Below are 19633 nucleotides of genomic sequence, written 5' to 3'. Positions count from 1 at the left end.
GTCGGGGTCGGTCGGGGTCGCGGCCCGGGTCAGCCGGGTCAGCCGGGTCAGCCGGGTTCCGCCGAGCCGGTGAGACGGAGCTTGCGCTGCGCCCGCTGGTAGAAGGTGGTGCGGCCGAGCCGGACGACGCGGGCGGCGGCGGGCAGCATGGTCACCTCGACCACGTCGCCCGGCGAGACATGGCCGACCAGGCGGCCGTCCGCCTCGACGGCGAGGTCCCCGCTGTGCGACAGCACCTCCAGGTCGAGCCGCTCACCGCTGGAGAGGAAGACCGAGCGGTTGAACGCGGCGTGCGGTGCCACCGGGGTGATCAGCAGCCCCTCCGCGTTGGGGGACACGATCGGGCCGCCCGCCGAGAAGCTGTACGCGGTGGAGCCGGTCGGCGTGGCGGTGACGATCGCGTCGGCGGTGTAGGCCACGAAGGGCTGGCCCTGGACCCGCACCGCGACCGCCGCGGACCGGTGCCCCGGGCTGCGCAGCAGCACGATGTCGTTGAGCGCCGTCTCCTCGTCGGCCCCGAAGCGCGCGTGCACCCCGGAGCGCACCTCGACGGTGAACCGGTGGGCGTCGATGGCGTCCAGCGCGGCGGGGAGTTCCGGGATGTCGACCTCGGCGAGGAAGCCCAGCCGCCCGACGTTGACACCGAGGACCGGCGCGTGGCCGCCGGCCGCGAGCCGCATGGTGCGCAGCATGGTGCCGTCCCCGCCCAGGCTGATCAGCAGATCGGCGCTCGTGGTCATCTCCTCGGCGCCCACCGGGATGGCCTCGCAGCCGATCCGGGACACCTCCGCCGCCAGCCCGAGGACCTTGGTGCCCCGGGCCCGGCTCCAGCGGACCACGGTGTCCACGGTGGGTGCGCTGGTGCGCTCGGGATGGAGGACCAGGCCCACCGTGCCGATGAATCCCATCCGGGTCACCTCGATGTCGGCCGGGGGAGTGCTGCTGCTCCCCTCCAGTCACGCACAGCCGCGCGGGTGCTTCAAGCCCGGGCGCCGCCGGTCGCGGAACCTCCGTCGGAGTCGGATCGTGGTTGTCGGACGAAGACGTCCGACGGCTTCGGACCCGACCGGGAGGTATGTCCGATGGACGACGACCAGCAGGACCAGGGGATCGACCCGTCCGTGCCGCCGAGCGGGGACGGCTGCGTGGAGTGCCTGGCGGGCGACGGGCCGGGGTGGTGGTTCCACCTGCGGCGCTGCGCCGCGTGCGGGCACATCGGCTGCTGCGACTCCTCGCCCTCGCAGCACGGCACCAGGCACGCCCGGCAGGCTGGCCACCCGTTCCTGGCCAGCTTCGAGCCGGGGGAGCAGTGGTTCTGGAACATCGAGACCGAGCAGTACTACGAGGGGCCGGAACTGGCGGCCCCGGCGGCGCACCCGCTCGCGCAGCCGACCCCCGGCCCGGCGGGCAAGGTCCCGGCCGACTGGCAGTCGCACCTGCACTGACCGGCACCTGCCCCGCCCCGCCCTGCCCCGCCCTGCCCCGCCCGGCTCAGGGCGGCGGCGGAGCGGAAAGTCCGGGGTCCGTGATCCCGCCCGGGCAGGCCAGCCGGTCGACGTCCCAGCCGGCCCGGACGGCACCGGCCCGGTACGCGGCCTCGTAGAAGGCGAGGACGGCCGCCCTCGGGTCGGCCTCCGCCCGGGCCTCGGCGTAGCCCAGGACGGCCAGGTGGCTGCCGTTGGCCTCCACCCACCGGGCGGCGGCGGGTACCAGCGGGTCCCCGGCCAGTTGCTCCGGTTCGGGGGCCGTGTAGGAGTAGAAGGCCGGTTCGCCCAGGTCGGCGTCGCCGAACCAGAAGCCGAAGCTGATCAGTTCCCGGGAGTACGCCTCGCGGGTCACCGGGTCCGCCGCGGTCGGCCTGTCGAGGGGGCGTCCGGAGAAGCGGGTGTGCGCCAGGTCGAAGGAGTGCCAGAAGAAGTGGACCGGGCTGGCCTTGCCCGAGAAGCGCGCCGAGAACTCCTCCAGCACCAGCGCGACCTGGCCGAGCACCTGCCAGGCGCGGTTCGCCAGGACCGGGTCGTACGTCGCGTGCTCGGTGTCCTCGGCGAACGGCCGGTCGGCGTCGGGCAGCCGGTAGGGCCGGGGGAACGGCATGTCCACCCGGATGCCCAGTGCGGCCAGCGTCTCCAGGGTCTGCCGGTGGAACGAGGCGACGGAGTGGCCGGGCAACGGGAAGGACGCCGTCCTGCCGTCCGCCACGGTGACGACCAGCCGGTGGTCGACCAGGTCGAGGTCGACGGTGAAGACCGGGTTGCCGTCCACCAGTCCCATCGGCCGGGTGGTGAGCCCGCGCCCGGTGAGGTGGAAGGGTACGTTCCACCAGTGGTTGCGCCGCACGCTCGCCGCGAGCCGGATCTTGCCGACCACCTGGGCGAAGCGGTGCAGCGTCTCCTTCGTCTCCCGCCACTCGTCGAGCGGCATCGGTGGAAAGAGCTCCATCGGGTGTCCTCCTGCCCGTCGACCGCCCTTCCATGATGACCACGCCGGCCCGGATACGCAGACGGGCGGCCCGGTCGGGCCCGCCGGACCGGGTTTGTCGTAGGGCCTCCGTACAGTCGTGCTCACACGTGACGACAGCCCGGCGGGAGCGGATTCCGATGGTGGACAACCGGCGTACGGCCGAGGTCGAGGTCGACGGTGCGGAGCTGGCGGCCGAAGTGCACGGCGATCCTGCGGATCCCGCGATCCTGCTGATCCACGGCGCGGGACACTGCCGGCTCAACTGGCCCGACGGCTTCGTCCGCCGGCTGGTCGCGGGCGGCCGGTGCGTCGTGCGCTACGACGCCCGGGACGCGGGTGCCTCGACGACCTTCCCGGTCGGTGCGCCGCCGTACGCGCTGCCCGACCTGGCCGAGGACGCCGCGGCCGTGATCGACGCGCTCGGCCTGGGGCGCGCCCATGTGCTCGGCATGTCCCAGGGCGCCGCGGTCGGCCAGCTCCTGGCACTCGGTCACCCCGACCGGGTGGCCACCCTCACCCTCGCCTCCGGTACGCCCGGCATCCCCGGGCAGGAGCAGCCGGACCTGCCGCCCGTGTCGGACCGGCTCGCCGCCTTCTTCGCCCAGGTCGAACAGGACGCTCAGGTCGAACAGGTCGAGCAGGACGCTCAGGGCGCGAAGGCGGAGCGGGACGCCGCGGCCGCCCGGGAGGCCGCCGTCGAGTCGATCGTCGAGGGCGAGCGCCCGTTCGCCGCCGTCTCACGCCCGTTCGACGAGGACGGGGTGCGGCGGCTGGCCGCCCGGATCGTCGACCACGCGCGTGACCTCGCGGCCCAGTCCACCAACCCCTACCTGCTCGACGCCGGTACCCCGTGGCGGGCGCGGCTCGGCACGATCACCGCGCCGACCCTGGTGCTGCACGGCGAGGAGGACCCGCTGTTCCCGCCGGAGCACGGGCGCGGCCTGGCCGCCGAGATCCCCGGCGCCCGCTTCCTCGCCCTGCCGGGCACCGGCCACGAGGTCTTCCCCGAGCACACCTGGGACACCGTCGTCCCGGCCCTCCTCGCCCACACCGCGAACCGGGACGCCCCGCCCCGCCCGGCCTGAGTAAGGTGATCGTTCCGACCGGTCCGGTGCCAGGGGTGGCGCACGGCCGAACCACAGGTCGGACACGGGGGAGAAGGAACGGGGGAGAAGGAACGGATGGGCGATCCGCTCGGCTTCGGGATACTCGGGCCGCTCGCGGTCACGGCCGGCCACGGACCGGTGACGATCGCCGGAGCCAGGCAGCGCACCGTCCTGGCCCTGTTGCTGCTGGACCCGGGCCGCATCGTCGCCACCGACACCCTGGTGGACGTGCTCTGGGACGGCGCGCCGCCGGCCAGCGCACGGACCCAGGTGGCCATCGTGGTGGCCGGGCTGCGCAAGTCGCTCGGCCGCCCGGGCACCGGAGGAGGCGAGGGCCGCGAGAGCGGGGACCAGGCGGTCATCGTCACCGCCCACCCCGGCTACCGGCTGCGCACCGACGGGCACACCGTGGACAGCGCCGTCTTCACCGCGCTCGTCGCCGACGCGGAGGCCGCGGTCCGCGCGGGCCGGCCGGAGGAGGCGGAGCACGCCTACACCGAGGCGCTGGCACTGTGGCGCGGCCGGGCCCTGGCCGGGGTGCGCGGACGACCGGTGGAGGCGGAGGCCGCGCGCTGGGACGAGGTGCGGCTGAGCGTGCAGGAGGCGGCGACCGACGTCCGGCTCGCGCTCGGCCGGCACCGGGAGCTGCTGCCCGAACTGGCCGCCCGGGTCAGGGAGCACCCGCTGCGCGAACGCGCCCGCCAGCAGCTGATCCTCGCGCAGTACCGGTCCGGCCGCCGGGCCGAGGCGATGGCGGGCTTCCGGGAGGCCCGGCGCCGGCTCATCGACGAGCTCGGCGTCCAGCCGGGGCCGGCCCTGCGGGAGTTGAACGAGGCGATGCTGCGGGACGATCCGGTGCTGCTGCCCGGGCCTTCCGCAGCGAGGGAGCCGGAGACGGCGCCCGCGGCGGTCGGGCCGCCGGACCGCCGGGCGCTGCCGAGCGGCGTCCCGGTGCCGTCCGAACTCCCGCCGGAGGCGGCGGGCTTCGCCGGCCGGACGGAGGAACTCGCCGCGCTGGACTCCCTGCTGGAGCCGCACCCGGACGACGCCGGGCCCGTCCCGGCCGTCGGCCTGGTCACCGGGGTGGCCGGGGTGGGCAAGACCGGTCTCGCGGTCCGCTGGGCGCACCGGGTCCGGGACCGCTTCCCGGACGGCACGCTCTTCGCCGACCTGCGCGGCTACTCCGACGAGCACGCGCTGACCACCACCGACGACGTCCTGGGGCGGTTCCTCCGCGCGCTCGGGGTGGAGAGCGACGCCGTCCCGAGCGGGTCCGAGGACCGTGTCGCGCTCTACCGCAGCCTGCTCGCCGACCGCCGGATGCTGATCGTCCTCGACAACGTCCGGACGTTCGCGCAGCTGCGGCCGCTGCTGCCCGGCAGCGCCGGCTGCACCGTCCTGGCCACCAGCCGGGACCAGTTGGAGGAGCTGGTGACCTGGCCGCAGGCGGCCAGGGTCCGGCTCGGTCTGCTGCCCCGGCCGGAGTCCGTCGAACTCCTCGAACGCATCGTCGGGCGGGCCCGGCTCCAGGACGCGCCCGAGGACGTCGCCCGGCTGGCCGAGCTCTGCGACCGGCTGCCGCTCGCGCTGCGGATCGCCGGTGCCCGGCTGGCGTCGAAGCCGCACTGGACGGTCCGCCACCTGGTCACCCGGCTGGCCGACGAACGACGTCGGCTGGACGAACTGAGCCGGGGCGAGTCCCAGGTGCGGGCGAGCTTCGCGCTGAGCTACCGCTACCTGCCGCCCGACGCGGCCCGGCTCTGCCGGTTGCTCGGGCTGCTCGCCGTGCCCGACTTCGCGGCCTGGGCCGGTGCCGCACTGCTGGACACCGGGGTGGCGGAGGCCGAACGCCTCGTGGAGCACCTGGTGGACACCCAGTTCCTGGAGGCCGTCGGGGTCGACGCCGCGGGGCAGCTGCGCTACCGCTTCCACGACCTGATGCGGCTGTACGCGGGCGAGCTGGCCCGGGCCGAGGAGCCGGCGGCCGCGCGGGACGCGGCCCGCGAACGCTTCTTCCTCACCTTCCTGGGCATCGCCGACGAGGCCCGGCGCCGCGAGTACGGCGGCCCGTTCGCGGTGATCCGCGGGAGCACCCCGGGCCCGGACCTCGACCCGGCCCTGCTGGACGAACTGCTGGCCGTCCCGCTGGACTGGTACGAGGCCGAGCGGCTGTCGCTGGTCGCCGCCGTGGACCAGAGCGCCAGGACGGGCCTGGCCGGGCTGTCCTGGGAACTGGCGGCCGCCACCGGGACGCTGTTCACCGCGCGCAACTACGTGGAGGACTGGCGCCGGTGCAGCGAGACCGCCCGGGAGGCGGCCCGGGCCGCGGGCGACCGGCGCGGCGAGGCGGCCATGGAACGGGAACTCGGCGGGGTCGAGCTGCGGCTGAGCCGGCTCGACGCCTCGGCCCGCCACTACGGGCGCGCCCTGGAACTGTTCGAGGCCGAGGGCGACGACTTCGGCCGGGCGATGGTGCTCAACGGCCTCGCGCTCGTGGACCGGCACCGGGGCGGCTATGAGCTGGCCGAACACCGGCTGCGGGACGCCCTGACGGTCTTCCGGACGGTCGGCGACCTCTCCTGCGAGGGGTTCGCCCTGCAGAGCCTCGCCCAGTGCGCCCTGGACCTCGGCCGGCCGGAGGAAGCGGTCGCGCTCGGGCAGGAGGCCGTGCGGATCTGCGAGAGCATCGGCGGGACGCTGCGCGGCGTCGCGCAGGCCCGGTACCGGCTGGCCTGTGCCTACCTGGCGGTCGGCCGGCCGGAGACGGCGGCCGTGGAGTTCACCCGCGCGCTCGCGATCGTCCGGGAGCGTTCGGACCTGCTCGGGCTGGCGTACACGCTACTGGGGCTCGCCGAGGCCCGGCACCGGGCGGGCGCGGTGGACGAGGCCGAGCGGACGTTGGAGGAGGCGCTGGAGGTGGCCGGGCGGACCTGGAGCCCGATCGTGGAGGCGAAGGTCAGGCTCTACCTCGGCGAACTCCACCACCAGGCGGGCCGATCGGTACCGGCCCGGGCGCAGCTGGGCGCCGCGCTTGACCTCTTCCGCGGCATCGACGCGCCGCCCTGGGTGGAGCGGACCAGGGCCGCCCTGGCCCGCGCGGGCGAGGTGTGCCCGGACACCGCCATCGCCCGACCGGGTACCACCACCGGCCGCCCCGGTCCCGCCGCAGCTCAACCGGGCACCGCCGCGGTTTAACCGGCCGATAAGCCCCCGATAACGCCGCTCCCTAGCGTCGTCGCAGATCGACCACCGAGTTCTGGAGTCTGCGATGCCCACCAGTCACGGCGCCCGTCACGGCACCCGCCCGTCCGCCGACCCCCGGCCCCCGGACGGCGGCCCCGCCCCCGCCCCCGCGCTGCGCCTGGAGGGCGTGGTGAAGGAGTACGGCCGGGGCGCGCGAACGGTCCGCGCGCTGGACGGCGTCTCCGTCGACATCGCCCACGGCACGTTCACGGCCGTCATGGGCCCCTCCGGCTCCGGCAAGTCGACCTTCCTGCACTGCGCCGCCGGCCTGGACAAGCCGACCGGCGGCCACGCCGCCATCGGCGGCACCCCGCTGGCGGACCTGGACGAGAACGCGCTGACGGAGCTGCGCCGGCGCCGGGTCGGCTTCGTCTTCCAGGCGTTCAACCTGATCGGGGCCCTGTCTGTGCGGCAGAACATCGAGCTGCCGCTGCGACTGGCCGGCGAGCGGACGGACCCCGCCTGGTGCGAGGAGATCCTCCGCCGGGTCGGACTGGAGGGCAGGGCCGGCCACCGGCCCGCCGAACTTTCCGGCGGCCAGCAGCAGCGGGTGGCGATCGCCCGCGCCCTGATCACCCGCCCCGACGTCGTCTTCGGCGACGAACCCACCGGCGCCCTGGACACGGTGACGGCGAAGGAGGTCCTCGCCCTGCTGCGCTCCTGTGTCTACGAGGACGGCCGGACGGTGGTCATGGTGACCCACGACCCGGTCGCCGCCTCCTACGCCGACACCGTGCTCTTCCTCGCCGACGGCCGGATCGTCGACCGGATGCCGGCGCCCACCGCCGACCGCGTCGCCGACCGGATGACGCACCTCGGGGCGTGGGCCTGATGCTCCGCTACGCCCTGCAGACCCTGCGCGCCCGGCGGGGCGCGTTCACGGGTGCCTTCCTCGCGCTGTTCTGCGCCGCCGCGCTCGTCACGGCCTGCGGCATCCTGCTGGAGACCGGCCTGGGCGGCACGATCGCCACCGAGCGCTACGCCGGTACCCCGGTGCTCGTCGCCGCAGACCAGAACGTCCACCAGGTCACCGTGTCGGGCGGTGGAGGGAAGACGAAGACCAAGCACAAGGAGAAGCCGCTCGGCGAGCGGGCCTGGCTGCCCGCCGGCACCGTGGACGGGCTCCGGGCGTTGCCCGGGGTGCGGGCCGTGCTGCCCGAGCTCACCTTCCCCGCCCACGCGGTCGGCGCGGCCGGGCAGGTGCTGGCGGGCGTCGACGGCGGGCCCTCCCTCGGGCACGCCTGGACCTCGGCCCCGCTGACCCCGTTCACGCTGGTCGCGGGCGCCGCCCCGGCCGGTGCGGACGAGGTCGTCGTCGACCGGGAACTCGCCGGGCGGACCGGCCTCGCCCCGGGCGCCCGGCTGACGGTCCGGTCGACCGGCGCTCCGCGCGAGTACCGGGTGAGCGGGGTGGCCGCCCCGGCCGACGGCGACCTGCGGCAGCAGACCTCGCTGTTCTTCGCCGACGACGAGGCCGCCCGGCTCGCCGGCCGCCCCGGGCTGGTCGCCGCCGTCGGTGTGCTGCCCGAACCCGGTGTGCCCGGCGCGGAGCTCGCCACCCGGGTCCGGGCCGCCCTGACCGGTGCGGGCAGCACGGCCCGGGTGGCCACCGGGGACGACCGGGGCCCGGTCGAGTTCCTCGACGCCGCGAAGGCCCGGACCAAGCTGGTGTCCCTGGGCGGCGCCATCGGCGGCACCTCGCTGCTGGTCGCCGTCCTGGTGGTGACGGGCACCTTCGCGCTGGCCGTGCAGCAGCGCCACCGGGAGCTCGCGCTGCTGCGGGCCGTCGCCGCGACACCCCGGCAGGTCCGCCGGCTGATCGGCCGTGAGGCGGTGCTGGTCGGGCTGCTCGCGGGGCTGCCCGGGGTCTGCGCCGGCCTGCCCGTCGCCCTCTGGCTGTACGGCAGGTTCGTCGCGCTGGGGGCGGTGCCCGAGACGCTGCGGCTCACCCCGGGCTTCCTGCCGTTCCTCGCCGGGTTCGCCGCGACGGCCGCGGGGGCCTGGGCGGCGGCGAGGATCTCGGCGCGCCGGGTCTCCCGCATCCGGCCGGCCGAGGCCCTCGCCGAGGCGGCCGTGGAACGGTCCGGTCTGGGCCGGGGCCGCTCCCTCGCCGGGGTCGGGCTGCTGCTCGGCGGCGCCGTCCTGCTCGCCGTCCTCTCGACGCTGCACTCCGAACCCGCCTCGACGCCGGTGACCTTCCTGACCGTCGTCGTCCTCGCCACGGCCGTCTCAGTGCTCGGTCCGCCGCTGGTCAGGGCCGGGGTCGCCGCGCTGTCGCTGCCGCTGCGGGCCTTCCGGGTGGCCGGACACCTGGCGGCCGCCAACGCCAGGACCGGCAGCCGGCGGACGGCCGCCGCGGTCACCCCGCTCGCGCTGCTGATCGCCATGGTCTGCACCGTGCTGTTCGTCGGGACCACGACGGACGCGGCCGCCACCGCGCAGGCCAGGGCCGGGACCACCGCGGACTGGGTGGTCGGCTCGGCCGCACCGGGCGTGCCCGAGGTGGCGGCCGAGCGGCTGCGCCGACTGCCGGGGGTCACCGCGGTGACCGGGGTCGTCCGGACCTCGGTCCGGGTCGGTCTGACGAAGTACCCGGCCCAGGCCGTCTCCACCGAGGGCCTCACCCGGACCTGGGACCCCGGCGTCACCGGTGGCACCCTCGACGGCTTCGGCCCGCGCAGCGTGGCACTGAGCGACACCGCGGCGGCCGACCTGGGCCGCCGGCCGGGCGACCGGCTGGAGCTGACCCTCGGTGACGGTACGCCGGTGGTCCTGGACGTGGTGGCCGTGCACCGGCGGGGTCTGGGCTTCGGGGACGTCACCCTGAGCGGGGAGGTGGTGGCGGGACACCTCGACAACCCGCTCCCCGCCACCCTGCTCGTCCGCACCTCCGGCGCGGGCGGCCCCGGCCGTGACGCGCTGGGCCGGGCCGTGGCGGACCTGCCCGGGGTCGTCGTGCTGGACCGGGAGCGGGCCGAGGCCGTGCGGGCCGAGGCGCAGCGGTCCGGCGCCGAGGTCAACTACGTCGCGATGGGCCTGGTCGTCGCCTTCACCGCGATCGCCGCGGTGAACACCCTGGCGATGTCGGTCTCCGAGCGGCGCCGGGAGTTCGCGCTGCTGCGGCTGGTGGGCACCACCCGGCGTCAGGTGCTGGCCGTGCTCCGGATCGAGGCCCTGCTGGTGGTGCTGGTCTCGGCGGTGCTCGGCAGTGGCATCGCGCTCGCGGTCCTCACCGCCTACAGCATCGGGACGACCGGGTCCGCCGCGCCCAGCGTCGATCCGGTGGCGTTCCTCGGGGTGCTGGGCGTCGCGGCGGCCCTGGCCCTGGCGGCCACGCTGATCCCGGGCCGGCGGGCACTCGCCGGGCGGCCCGCCGACGTCATCGGCGCCCGCGAGTAGCGGCCGCGGCCGGGACGACGGTGACCGGGGTGGCGGGGGGCGACGCCTACCGGGCCGGGGCGACGGGCGCCACCGGGGCCACGCCGGGCGGGGCGAGGGCCGGCGCGACCTCCTGGACGGCGTCGGCGAACGCCCGCACCCGCGGGTCGGCGTCGTCCCGGCCGCGCCACACCAGCCCCTGCTCGACCGGCGGAGCGTCGCCGACCCGGACGAACCGGAGGTCCGGGCGCCGGTAGAGCAGGGGCAGTTGCCCGTCGCCGGGCACCATCGCCTGCCCGGCCGCGACCAGGGCCAGCGCCTCGGCGTAGGTGCCGCAGGGCTCGGGGTGCCGGTCGATGGCCCGCCCGTCGGGGGTCCGCCGGGGCATGTGGAAGTCGACGAAGTAGTCCGGGACGCAACCCGGCAGGTCGACGAAGGTCTCGCCGCCGAGGTCCTCTAGCGTCACCGTGCCCCGGTCGGCGAGCCGGTGCGCGGCGGGCAGGACCAGGAAGCGGGGGCCGCGGGTGACCACCGCGCCGACCGTCAGGTCCGGCTCGTCCACCGGCAGTGTGGTCAGCAGCAGGTCGGCGCTGCCCTCCCGCAACTGCTCGGCGTGCTGCTGCAGCTGGGTCTCGACCACCCGGACCGCGCCGTGCGGGTTGCGGTGCTCGAAGACCGCGCGGGCGGCGTGCACCACGCGTCCGTTCTGCGCGCCCATGAACCCCACGGTGAGGGTGCCGGTGACGCCGCTGCCGGCCCGCTCGGCGCGCCGCAGCGCCCGTCCGATGCCGTCCCACAGGGGCTGCAGATCCTCCCGCAGGCCCTCCCCGACGGTGGTCAGCGCCACCCGGCGGGAGCTGCGTTCGAACAGTGGTGCGCCGATCCGCCGCTCGATCCGCTTCACCGTCCTGCTGACCAGCCCCGTGGTGACGTGCAGCCGTTCGGCGGTGCGGCCGAAGTGCAGTTCCTCGCAGAGCGTCAGGAAGGTCTCCATCTCGGCGCGTTCCATCGTCGGACTCCCCCCGGATCGTCGTGCCGATGGACATGATCATGCCTCACCGGTTGTCCCGGGCGCGATCGGCCGTGACGGGGCGGGAGTCTACGGCTGGCCGGGGCGCCGAGCGGGTACGGGGACGGGCTCGCCCCCGGGCGCGGCGGCGGGGACCGTCCAGGAGGGGTGGGTGTTGACCTGGGACGCGGTGGCCCCGGTCAGCCGCTTGTAGCGGGCCGCGATCCGCTCGGCCGCGGCGTGCGGCAGCGGACCGTTCCTCCGGTCCCAGCTCCCGGTTGGCCAGCACGATCGCGTTGACGACCGGCCGGCGCATCCGGTCGTAGCGGTCGAGCGCGGCCGCGGGGTCGTCGTCGCGGGCCAGGCACCAGGCCAGCACCCGGCTGTCGACGACGGACTGCGAGCCACCGTCCTGCTCGAACCCCTGGAACAGCAGGCCGGTACGGACCGAGTCCGCCCCCAGCCGCTCGCGGACCGCCGCCAGGAGCAGCAGTTGCAGCCGGCCGCGGCGCGCGTGTCCGTCCCGGACATCAAGGGCGTGCAACTGGTGGGCGGCGGCCGCGAGCACACCGTCGCCCTGCTCGGCGACAACACCGTGCGCTCCTGGGGCAACAACGGCTCCGGCCAGCTCGCCAACGGCACCACCACCGACAGCAGCACCCCGGTCACCTCGCTCACCGCGCTGACCGGTGTCGACAAGATCGCCGCGCCCGTCGGCGGCGACTTCAGTCTCGCCAACTGAGGCTCTTCGGCGGTGACTTCGGCCTGACCGGCTGAGATCGTCCGTCGCTGCCGAGTCCGGCCTCGCCGACGGAGCCCCGGCCCGCGGGGCGGTGGACCCTCCGAGAGGTCCGCCGCCCCGCGGGCCGGCCGGTCAGGCCGCCGCCCTCGCGTAGGTGAGGAAGACGGTGCCGCCGGCCAGCACCGTGTGCTCGGTGAGGGTGAAGGCGCGCGGGCTCACCCCGTCCTTGCCCGCGAACACCGGTATGCCCGCCCCGACGGTGACCGGGTTGACCTTGAGGACCAGCTCGTCGATCTCCGGGTAGAGGGCGCCGGCCAGCTCCGCGCCGCCCACCAGCCAGATCCCGCCGCCCGCCTCCGCCTTGAGCTTCCGGACCCGGGCCACCGGGTCGGTGGACACCAGCTCGACGGCCGGGGCAGGCGCCTCGGTGAGGGTGCGGGAGAAGACCAGGTGCCGCAGGTGCGGATAGGCGTCCGCGATTCCGGCGTCCAGGCCCACCTGGTAGGAGCGGCGCCCCTCCAGCACGGTGTCGAAGCGGGTGCCTGTCGCCGTGATGCCCAGGGCCTCGCGGGCCGGACCCGGCAGCGTCTCCGGGTAGTGGGTGACCAGGTGCTCCAGATAGTCGGGAGTGATGGTGAAGAACCCGTCGGGCCCGGTCGGGTCGCCCCCGTCGGGACCGGCGATGAACCCGTCCAGGGTCGTGGCCACGAAATACGTCAGCTTGCGCAAGTGATCAGCCCTCAAGAGTGTAGTAGTGGAGCTCGTCGTCGGAGGAGGTCCGCCGCAGCCCGGCCTTCTCCAGCACCCGCTGCGAGGCGGTGTTCTCATGGGTGGTGTCGGCCAGCGCCCGCCGGACGCCGCCCTCGGCGAACCCCCGGTGCAGCAGGGCCAGCAGCGCCTCGGTGGCGTAGCCCCGGCCCTCGACCTCGGGAGCGACGCCGTAGCCCAGCCCGACCGTGCCGTCCGCGTCCGGCGGGCCGAAGAAGCCGATCCCGCCGATCACCTGGTCATTGCTCAGCAGCTCGATCAGCTGCGGCTCGAACAGCGGCTCGGTGCGCGGCGCCCCGAGGAACATCCGCGCCACCGCCCGGTCGTCCTCCCGGGGGAAGCCGGGGCTCCAGCCGCTCCCCGGCCGTTCGCCGGCGGCCACCCGCTCGGCTTCCTCGGCGGTGTACGGGCGCAGCCGCAGCCGCGCCGTCTCGATACTGAACGTCATCTTTTCTCCGTGTTCCGGTGCTTGTCCCCGTGGGACCGGTCGAACAGGTACGACGGTAGGCGCGCCGCCCCTACCGGTGAATCGGTCACCATGACCCAACGCGAGGTCCTGGGTCGTACACCCGTCCGGTTAGACTCCCCGGATGCTCTACGGTCGGGCCGCGGAAGAAGGCCAGCTCAGAAGTCTGCTCCGGGCGGCGGCGGAGGGTGCCAGCGGTGCCCTGGTCGTCCACGGCGAGGCCGGTATCGGCAAGACGGCGCTGTTGGAGCACCTCGCGGCCGAGGCGACGGGAGCGGCCGCAGCGGCCGGGGGCGGCGCCGCCGGCGGTGCGTCGGGTCCAGCGGGCGCGTCCGGTCCGGCCACGGCGCGGGTGCTGCGGACGACGGGCATCGAGGCCGAGACCGAACTCCCCTTCGCCGCCCTGCACCAACTGCTCCGCCCCGCCCTCGACCGGCTCGGCCTGCTGCCGGAGCCCCAGGCCGACGCGCTGCGGGCGGCGTTCGGACTGGCCGCGCCCACCGGCCAGGACCGCTTCCTGACCGGCCTCGGCGTGCTGACGCTGCTCTCCGAGTACGCGGGCGAGAGCCCGCTGCTCTGCCTCGTCGACGACGCCCAGTGGGTGGACCGGGCCTCCCTGGACGCCCTGGCCTTCGCGGCCCGGCGGCTGGACTCCGAGGGGGTGGTGATGGTCTTCGCGGTGCGCGAGCCGTTCCCGCTCGGCCTGCCGGAACTGCGGCTCGACGCCCTGGACCGGGAGGCGGTCGCCGCGCTGCTGGCCGAACACGCGGGCGCGGACCTCCCCCCGCACGTCCGGGAACGGGTCGCGGCCGAGGCCCGCGGCAACCCGCTGGCCCTGATCGAACTGCCCCGGGCCCTCAGCGAGGAGCAGCGGGCCGGGCTGCTCGGCCCGCTGCCCACCGCCCCGGCGGACCCGACGCCGGCCAGCCGGGTGACGGCCGCGTTCGGCGCCCGCCTCGGCCAGCTGCCGGAGCCCACCAGGGCGGCGCTGCTGGTCGCCGCCGCCGACGACATGGGCGACCTGGGTGTGCTGCTGACCGCCGCCGGGGTCTCGGCGGACGCGCTCGAACCCGCCGAGACCGCCGGGCTGATCCGCCTCGACGGGGCCGTCCTGACGTTCCGCCACCCGCTGGTGCGGGCCGCCGCCTACCGCGGCGCCACCCTGGCCCGCCGGATCGGCGCCCACCTGGCCCTGGCGGAGGTGCTGGCCGGTGCCGAGCACGCCGACCGCCGGGCCTGGCACCGGGCGGCGGCCAGCACCGGCCCGGACGAGGCGGTGGCCCGGGAGCTCGACGCCGCCGCCGAACGGGCCGGAGGCCGCCAGGGGATGGCGAGCGCCTCGGCCGCCCACGAGCGGGCGTCCCAGCTGAGCCCCGACCCGGCCGACCGGCGCCGCCGCCTGGTCGCCGCGGCCCAGGCCGCCGCCGACGCCGGCCAGTTCCAGCGCGTCGCCGCGCTGCTGCGGCGCGGCGGGGAGAACTCCGGCGCCGCGGCCGGGAACGCCGCGGCCGGGAACGCCGCGGCGGAGAACGCCGAACTGGCCCGGGTGCGGGCCGCGCTGGAGCTCAACGAGGGCTCGGCCGTGCGGGCGGTCGAGGTGCTGCTCGCGGCCGGGGACGCCGGTCCGACGATCCTCACCGAGGCCTTCCACGCCGCCCAGTCGGCGGGCGATCCGGACCTGGTCGAGCGGGTCCGCGCCAGGGTTGCGGCCGCGCCCGCGGACCACCCCGCCACCCTGACCGCCCTGGCGGCCGTCTACGGCGGCGAGCCGGTGGCGGCGGAGCGGTTCGAGGCGGCGGCGCGCGATCCCGGCACCCTGTTCAGCGAACGATTCCTGGCCGCCCACGCCGTGCACGCGCTGGCCGACCACGGGCGCGCCCGCGAACTCGCCGAACTGCTGCTCGCCCACTGCCGCTCGCACGGCCTGCTCGGCTGGCAGGCCACCTGCCTGCACCTGCTCGCCGAGGCGCACCTCGCACTGGGCGAGCTCCAGCCCGCCGCCCGCGCCGCCGAGGAGGGCCTGAACATCGCCGGGTACGCGGGCCTGGACCACCGCGCCTGCTACCTCCGGGCCACGCTCGCCGCCTGCGCGGCCGTCGAGGGCGACGAACCGCGCTGCCGGGAGCTGGCCGGGGCAGCCCTGGACCACGCCCGCGACCACGGACTCGGCACCGCCGCCGCCCAGGCCCGGCATGCCCTCGCCCTCGCCCACCTCGGCGCCGGCGACGCGGCGGCCGCCCTCGCCCAGCTCGACGCGGCCGACCGGCACCCCGGCGGTCCGCCGGTGCTGCACGCCCTGGTGCTGCCCGAACTCGTGGAGGCCGCGGCCCGCGCGGGCACGGTCCGGCCCGGGGCCGTCGAGCGGCTCGGGCGCTGGGCCGACCAGTGCGGCGGCCCGGCGGCCCTCGCCCTGGCCGCCCGGTGCCGGGCCCTCACCGCCGACGACGAGGAGGCCGAGGAGTCCTTCCTCGCCGCGGCCGCCCACGGCGAACGCGCCGGGGGAGGGCTGGAGCTGGCCCGGACCCGGCTGCTGCACGGCGAGTGGCTGCGCCGGCGGCGGCGCCGCTCCGACGCGCGGCGCGTGCTGCGGGAGGCCCTGGAGGGTTTCGAGAAGGCCGGTGCCCGGCCCTGGGCGGAGCGCGCCCGGGCCGAACTCCGCGGCACCGGTGAGGTGATCGACGCCACCAGCGCCACCGGCGTCCCGCTCGGGCGGCTCACCCCGCAGGAGCGGGAGGTGGTCCGGCTGGCCGCGGCGGGCCGGAGCAACCGCGAGATCGCCGCCCAGCTGTTCCTCAGCCCGCGCACGGTCGGGCACCACCTCTACCGGGCGTTCCCGAAGCTCGGCGTCGCCTCCCGCGACCAGCTGGCTGCGGCCCTCGCCGGCTGAGGCGGCCCACGGCCGGCCCACGGCCGGGCCACGACCGGCGTACCGCGGACCGGGCCGGCCGGTGGGCGGCCGCCGTCAGGGACGCCCGTGCTGGAAGCGGGCGGTCAGGGCCTCGGGGTCGAGGATCGGCGCCGGGTAGTCGGCGTTGAACAGCCAGGGCCGGTGGACGGACGGGCCCGGCAGGTCGGCGAGTTCGGGGACCCAGCGCCGCACATAGGCACCGTCGGGGTCGTAGCGGTCGGCCTGCCGCAGCGGGTTGAGGACCCGGTTGGGCCGGGTGTCGGTGCCGGTGCCGGCGACCCACTGCCAGTTCAGCTGGTTGTTCGCCACGTCGCCGTCGACCAGCAGGGACAGGAAGTGGGCGGCGCCGACCCGCCAGTCCAGGTAGAGGTTCTTGGCCAGGAAGCTCGCGGTCAGCAGCCGGGCGCGGTTGTGCATCCAGCCCTCGTGGGCGAGCTGGCGCATCCCGGCGTCGACGATCGGGTAGCCGGTGCGGCCCTGCCGCCACGCCTCCGCCTCGGCCTCGTCGTGGTGCCAGCGGTCCTCCCGGTCGCGGTAATTGCCGCCCGCGGCGTCGGGGCGGGCGGCGAGGACCTGGTGGTGGAAGTCCCGCCAGACCAGCTGCCGGACGAACGCCTGCGCGCCGGGGCCGTCGTGCCGCAGGGCGCGGGTGACGAGTTCGGTGGGGGAGAGGCAGCCGAAGTGCAGGTAGGGGGAGAGCCGGGAGGTGTCGTCCGCCGCCAGGTCGTCGTGGATGTCGGCGTAGGCGTCGATGTCCCAGCGGCGCCAGCGGGCCCGGGCCGCGCTCTCGCCGCCGGGCGGCAGGCCCGGGGAGGTCGCGCCGTCGACGAGCATGGTGTCGCTGTGCAGGCCGTCCGGGGTGGCGAGCGTCCTGGGGGCGGCGAGGACGGTGCGGCGGGGGGCCGCCTGCCAGGCGCGGTGGTAGGGGGTGAAGACCGCGTAGTGGTCGCGTCCGGCCGGGGTGACCCGGCCCGGTGGGAGTACGGTCACCGAGGCGTCGTGGACGTGCAGGCGGTCGCCGAGGAGCTTGCGCAGGCGCTCCTCGCGGCGCTGGGCGAAGCCGGTCACCCCGGCGGCGACATGGACGGTGGTGGCGCCGGTCTCGGCGGCGAGCCGCGCCGTCTGCTCGGCGGCCTCGCCCCGGCGCACGGTCAGCCGGGACCCGATCCCGCGCAGCGAGGCGTCCAGATCGGCGAGGCAGTCGGCCAGGAAGGCCTGCCGGTTGGGCGCGGCGAAGCCGGCGGCCTCGACGGCGGGGTCGGAGACGAACAGGGGGACGACCTGGTCGGCCGAGGTGCGCGCGGCGTGCAGCACGGGGTTGTCGTGCAGGCGCAGGTCCTGGGTGAACAGGGCGATCGATACGGTCACGGGTGGGGCCTCGCAGGTGGTGCGGTCGGGTTGCGGGTTTCCGGTTTCGTGCGTCGTGCGTCGTGCGTCGTGCGTCGTGCGTGGGGAGTCTGCGCCGAGCGGGCGTCAGGCCGTGATCGCCTCCTCCAGGAGGTCGACGGCGCGGGCGAGGGTGCGGGGCGTCACGGCCTCGTCCGGGGAACCGGTCCGGCCCCAGCCCGGACCGGCCGCGACCACCGTCGCCCGGCCCCGCGAGCCGCGCGGGCCCCACACCCCGGCGCTCACCTGGCGCACCAGCCCCCGGTCGGCGGTCTGCCGGTCCTGGGACCAGATCATCACGGCGCCCGGCCCGAGCCGGTGGACGGCGTCGAGCAGCGCGCGGGGCGGGACGGCCGCGCCCAGCATCCGGAACGGCAGGCCGCGTTCGGTCAGGGCCGCCGCCGTCGCCTCCAGCGGGAGGGTGTGCTGCTCGCCCGGCGTCGCCGCCAGCAGCACCGGCCGCACCGGCCGGACCCGGACGGCGTCCACCGCCACACCGCGCAGCACGCTGGAGACGTGCCAGGACAGCAGGTGCTCGACCTCGACGTAGTGCTCGCCGTCGACCGCCCACTTGCGCCCCACGGCCTGGAGGGCGGGCATCATCACCTCGGTCCAGGCATCGACCACGCCGAGCCGCTCGACGGCGCCGCGCAGGATCGCGGTGACCTCCGGCGCGTCCAACCGCACCGCGGCCCGGGCCAGGCCGCGGCATTCGGGGCTCACCGCCCCGACCCGCAGCGTCCGGCCGCCGCCGGGCGCCCGGCCGGGCGCGCCCTCGTCCGGCGCGGTGCCCTCGTCCGGCGGCGCGGTGCCGTCGTCCGGCGCGGTGCCGTCGTCCGGACCGCTGTCGTGGTCCGGAGCGATGTCCTTGTCCGGACGGATGCTGTCGTCAGGGCCGACGCTGTCGGCCTCACGCCGGGCCAGCGCGGCGCGGGCGGCCTCGGCCGGTGGCACGCCCCTGGCCGTCAGTCGGCACATCGTCTCCAGGACGGCGATGTCCTGCGGGCTCCAGCGGCGGTGGTGCCCGGCGCGGCGGTCGGCGGGGCCGATGCCGTAGCGGCGCTCCCAGGAACGGACCGTCGTCGGCGACACACCCAGGCGGCGGGCGACCCCTCCGGTGGGCAGGCCCGGCTCCTCGCCTGCCCCGGCCTCCTCGCGCACGGCGCGCGACGTCATCAGGGGGCGCCCGGGGCGGGCGGTCGGTCGAGAGCCATGGTGTCCTCCCGCGGAGCGGACGGTCCGGGCGCCGGGGCACCCGACGCGGTGCTTGAGGCCGGTCGGCGATTCTACGAGCGGGACCGCCCTGCGGGGCGTTCCGCCGGTCGCCGTCGGTCCGGTGGTGTCGGCGGCGGGGGCGGTGACAGGACCCGGGTCGGGGCTCGGGCCGGAGCCCGGACCGGGGCTCGGGCCCGCCTCGAAGGTGTCCCGCAGCCGCCGAAGGCCGTCGCGGATCCGGGTCTTGACCGTGCCCAGCGGCAGCGCCAGCCGCTGGGCGATCTCCCGCTGCGTGTACCCGCCGTAGTAGGCCAGGACCACCGCCTCGCGCTGCGCCGCGCTCAGTCCCGCCAGCGCGGATCGCACCCGGAGCCGGTCGAGCGACCGCGCCGCCTGTTCCTCCGGCGGCTCGCACGCCGTGGCCGGTCCCGGGAGGGCGAGCCGCCGCTCCCGGTCGGCGGCCGCGCCGGCCGAGCGGACGCGGTCCACGGCGCGGTGGTGGGCGATGGTCAGGACCCATGCCAGCACCGTGCCGCGTTCGGGCCGGTAGGCCGCCGCCGAGCGCCACACCTCCAGCAGCACCTCCTGGGCGACCTCCTCGGCATGCGCCGGACTGCGCAGCGTCCGCAGCGCCGTCCCGTACACGGGGCCGCCCACCGCGCGGAAGAGCAGCTCGAAGGCGGCGTCGTCACCCCGCGCCGATCGCGTCAGGAGGTGGTGCAGCTCCCCGGCCTCCGCCCCGGCCGGCCCGGGGTCGAGGGCGGCGTCCTCTCGTACCTGCGTTAGTGGACTCACCTGTCCACCGTGCAGCGATTCGGCCCGTCCGGCCCACTCGCATCGTTTGTGCAGCGTTACCGCATCGAGTCGAACGGCCGCCGATTGTGCGAACGCACGGACGGCGCGGGGTCCGGCCCGGTGCCCGGACAGCATGTGACCGAGGCGCTCCCGGCGC

Annotated in this window: 14 protein-coding genes and 1 pseudogene; 7 read left to right on the top strand and 8 right to left on the bottom strand. The window is 76.4% G+C overall.

The window, feature by feature from the left end:
- Positions 1 to 47 precede the first annotated feature (47 nt).
- Positions 48 to 908, bottom strand: a complete 861-nt coding sequence (locus IF01_RS0119110) for an NAD(+)/NADH kinase (RefSeq protein ID WP_094745595.1) — start codon at positions 906 to 908, stop codon at positions 48 to 50.
- A gap of 174 nt (positions 909 to 1082) precedes the next feature.
- Here IF01_RS0119110 and IF01_RS0119105 point away from each other — a divergent pair, with 174 nt between their 5' ends.
- Entirely contained in the window at positions 1083 to 1445 is a 363-nt protein-coding gene (locus tag IF01_RS0119105; RefSeq protein WP_030394659.1) for a UBP-type zinc finger domain-containing protein, read from the top strand.
- A 46-nt stretch (positions 1446 to 1491) separates the two neighbouring features.
- On the opposite strand, the gene IF01_RS0119100 is transcribed toward IF01_RS0119105, so the two are convergent.
- Positions 1492 to 2439, bottom strand: a complete 948-nt coding sequence (locus tag IF01_RS0119100) for a DUF5996 family protein (protein WP_030394658.1) — start codon at positions 2437 to 2439, stop codon at positions 1492 to 1494.
- 158 nt (positions 2440 to 2597) lie between these two features.
- Between IF01_RS0119100 and IF01_RS0119095 the strand changes: the two genes are divergently transcribed.
- The 4 genes from IF01_RS0119095 (at position 2598) to IF01_RS0119080 (ending at position 10208) form a co-directional block, all read left to right on the top strand.
- Positions 2598 to 3545 (top strand): alpha/beta fold hydrolase, encoded by a 948-nt coding sequence (locus tag IF01_RS0119095; protein WP_030394657.1) that lies wholly within the window; start codon positions 2598 to 2600, stop codon positions 3543 to 3545.
- Positions 3546 to 3641: 96 nt separating this feature from the next.
- On the top strand, positions 3642 to 6761 hold the full coding sequence (locus tag IF01_RS0119090) for an AfsR/SARP family transcriptional regulator (protein WP_063764248.1): 3120 nt from the start codon (positions 3642 to 3644) through the stop codon (positions 6759 to 6761).
- Positions 6762 to 6834: 73 nt separating this feature from the next.
- Positions 6835 to 7641: an ABC transporter ATP-binding protein gene (locus tag IF01_RS0119085; RefSeq protein WP_078880091.1), complete on the top strand. Its 807-nt coding sequence runs from the start codon at positions 6835 to 6837 to the stop codon at positions 7639 to 7641.
- On the top strand, positions 7641 to 10208 hold the full coding sequence (locus IF01_RS0119080) for an FtsX-like permease family protein (RefSeq protein ID WP_030394654.1): 2568 nt from the start codon (positions 7641 to 7643) through the stop codon (positions 10206 to 10208). The genes IF01_RS0119085 and IF01_RS0119080 overlap by 1 nt, the downstream gene beginning before the upstream one ends.
- A gap of 46 nt (positions 10209 to 10254) precedes the next feature.
- Here the strand turns inward: IF01_RS0119080 and IF01_RS0119075 are convergent, their stop codons facing one another.
- Positions 10255 to 11196 carry a LysR family transcriptional regulator gene (locus IF01_RS0119075; RefSeq protein WP_051755658.1) on the bottom strand — a complete coding sequence of 314 codons (942 nt, stop codon included), beginning with the start codon at positions 11194 to 11196 and terminating at the stop codon, positions 10255 to 10257.
- 493 nt (positions 11197 to 11689) lie between these two features.
- On the opposite strand from IF01_RS0119075, the gene IF01_RS46900 reads away from it, so the two are divergent.
- Positions 11690 to 11938 carry an RCC1 domain-containing protein gene (locus tag IF01_RS46900; RefSeq protein ID WP_244215556.1) on the top strand — a complete coding sequence of 83 codons (249 nt, stop codon included), beginning with the start codon at positions 11690 to 11692 and terminating at the stop codon, positions 11936 to 11938.
- A 132-nt stretch (positions 11939 to 12070) separates the two neighbouring features.
- Here the strand turns inward: IF01_RS46900 and IF01_RS0119060 are convergent, their stop codons facing one another.
- Together IF01_RS0119060 and IF01_RS0119055 are read right to left on the bottom strand one after the other, a co-directional pair.
- Positions 12071 to 12667 carry a dihydrofolate reductase family protein gene (locus tag IF01_RS0119060; protein WP_030394650.1) on the bottom strand — a complete coding sequence of 199 codons (597 nt, stop codon included), beginning with the start codon at positions 12665 to 12667 and terminating at the stop codon, positions 12071 to 12073.
- A gap of 4 nt (positions 12668 to 12671) precedes the next feature.
- Positions 12672 to 13154 (bottom strand): GNAT family N-acetyltransferase, encoded by a 483-nt coding sequence (locus IF01_RS0119055; protein ID WP_030394649.1) that lies wholly within the window; start codon positions 13152 to 13154, stop codon positions 12672 to 12674.
- Between the two features lie 142 nt (positions 13155 to 13296).
- On the opposite strand from IF01_RS0119055, the gene IF01_RS51045 reads away from it, so the two are divergent.
- Positions 13297 to 16059, top strand: coding sequence for a helix-turn-helix transcriptional regulator (locus IF01_RS51045; protein WP_030394648.1), 2763 nt, complete (start codon positions 13297 to 13299; stop codon positions 16057 to 16059).
- Between the two features lie 75 nt (positions 16060 to 16134).
- Here IF01_RS51045 and IF01_RS0119045 read toward each other — a convergent pair whose 3' ends face one another.
- From IF01_RS0119045 to IF01_RS48995, 3 genes and pseudogenes are all read right to left on the bottom strand, one after another.
- Positions 16135 to 17448: a cryptochrome/photolyase family protein gene (locus tag IF01_RS0119045; protein WP_030394647.1), complete on the bottom strand. Its 1314-nt coding sequence runs from the start codon at positions 17446 to 17448 to the stop codon at positions 16135 to 16137.
- Between the two features lie 105 nt (positions 17449 to 17553).
- A complete protein-coding gene (locus tag IF01_RS49000; RefSeq protein ID WP_051755678.1) occupies positions 17554 to 18642 on the bottom strand; it encodes a MerR family transcriptional regulator in 1089 nt (362 codons plus the stop codon).
- 258 nt (positions 18643 to 18900) lie between these two features.
- Positions 18901 to 19611, bottom strand: a pseudogene (locus tag IF01_RS48995) (sigma-70 family RNA polymerase sigma factor); the annotation flags it as partial.
- Positions 19612 to 19633 lie beyond the last annotated feature (22 nt).

It is taken from the genome of Kitasatospora purpeofusca, from assembly GCF_000718025.1.
GTDB classification, from domain to species: domain Bacteria; phylum Actinomycetota; class Actinomycetes; order Streptomycetales; family Streptomycetaceae; genus Kitasatospora; species Kitasatospora purpeofusca.
This window is presented reverse-complemented; position numbering and strand designations above follow the sequence as displayed.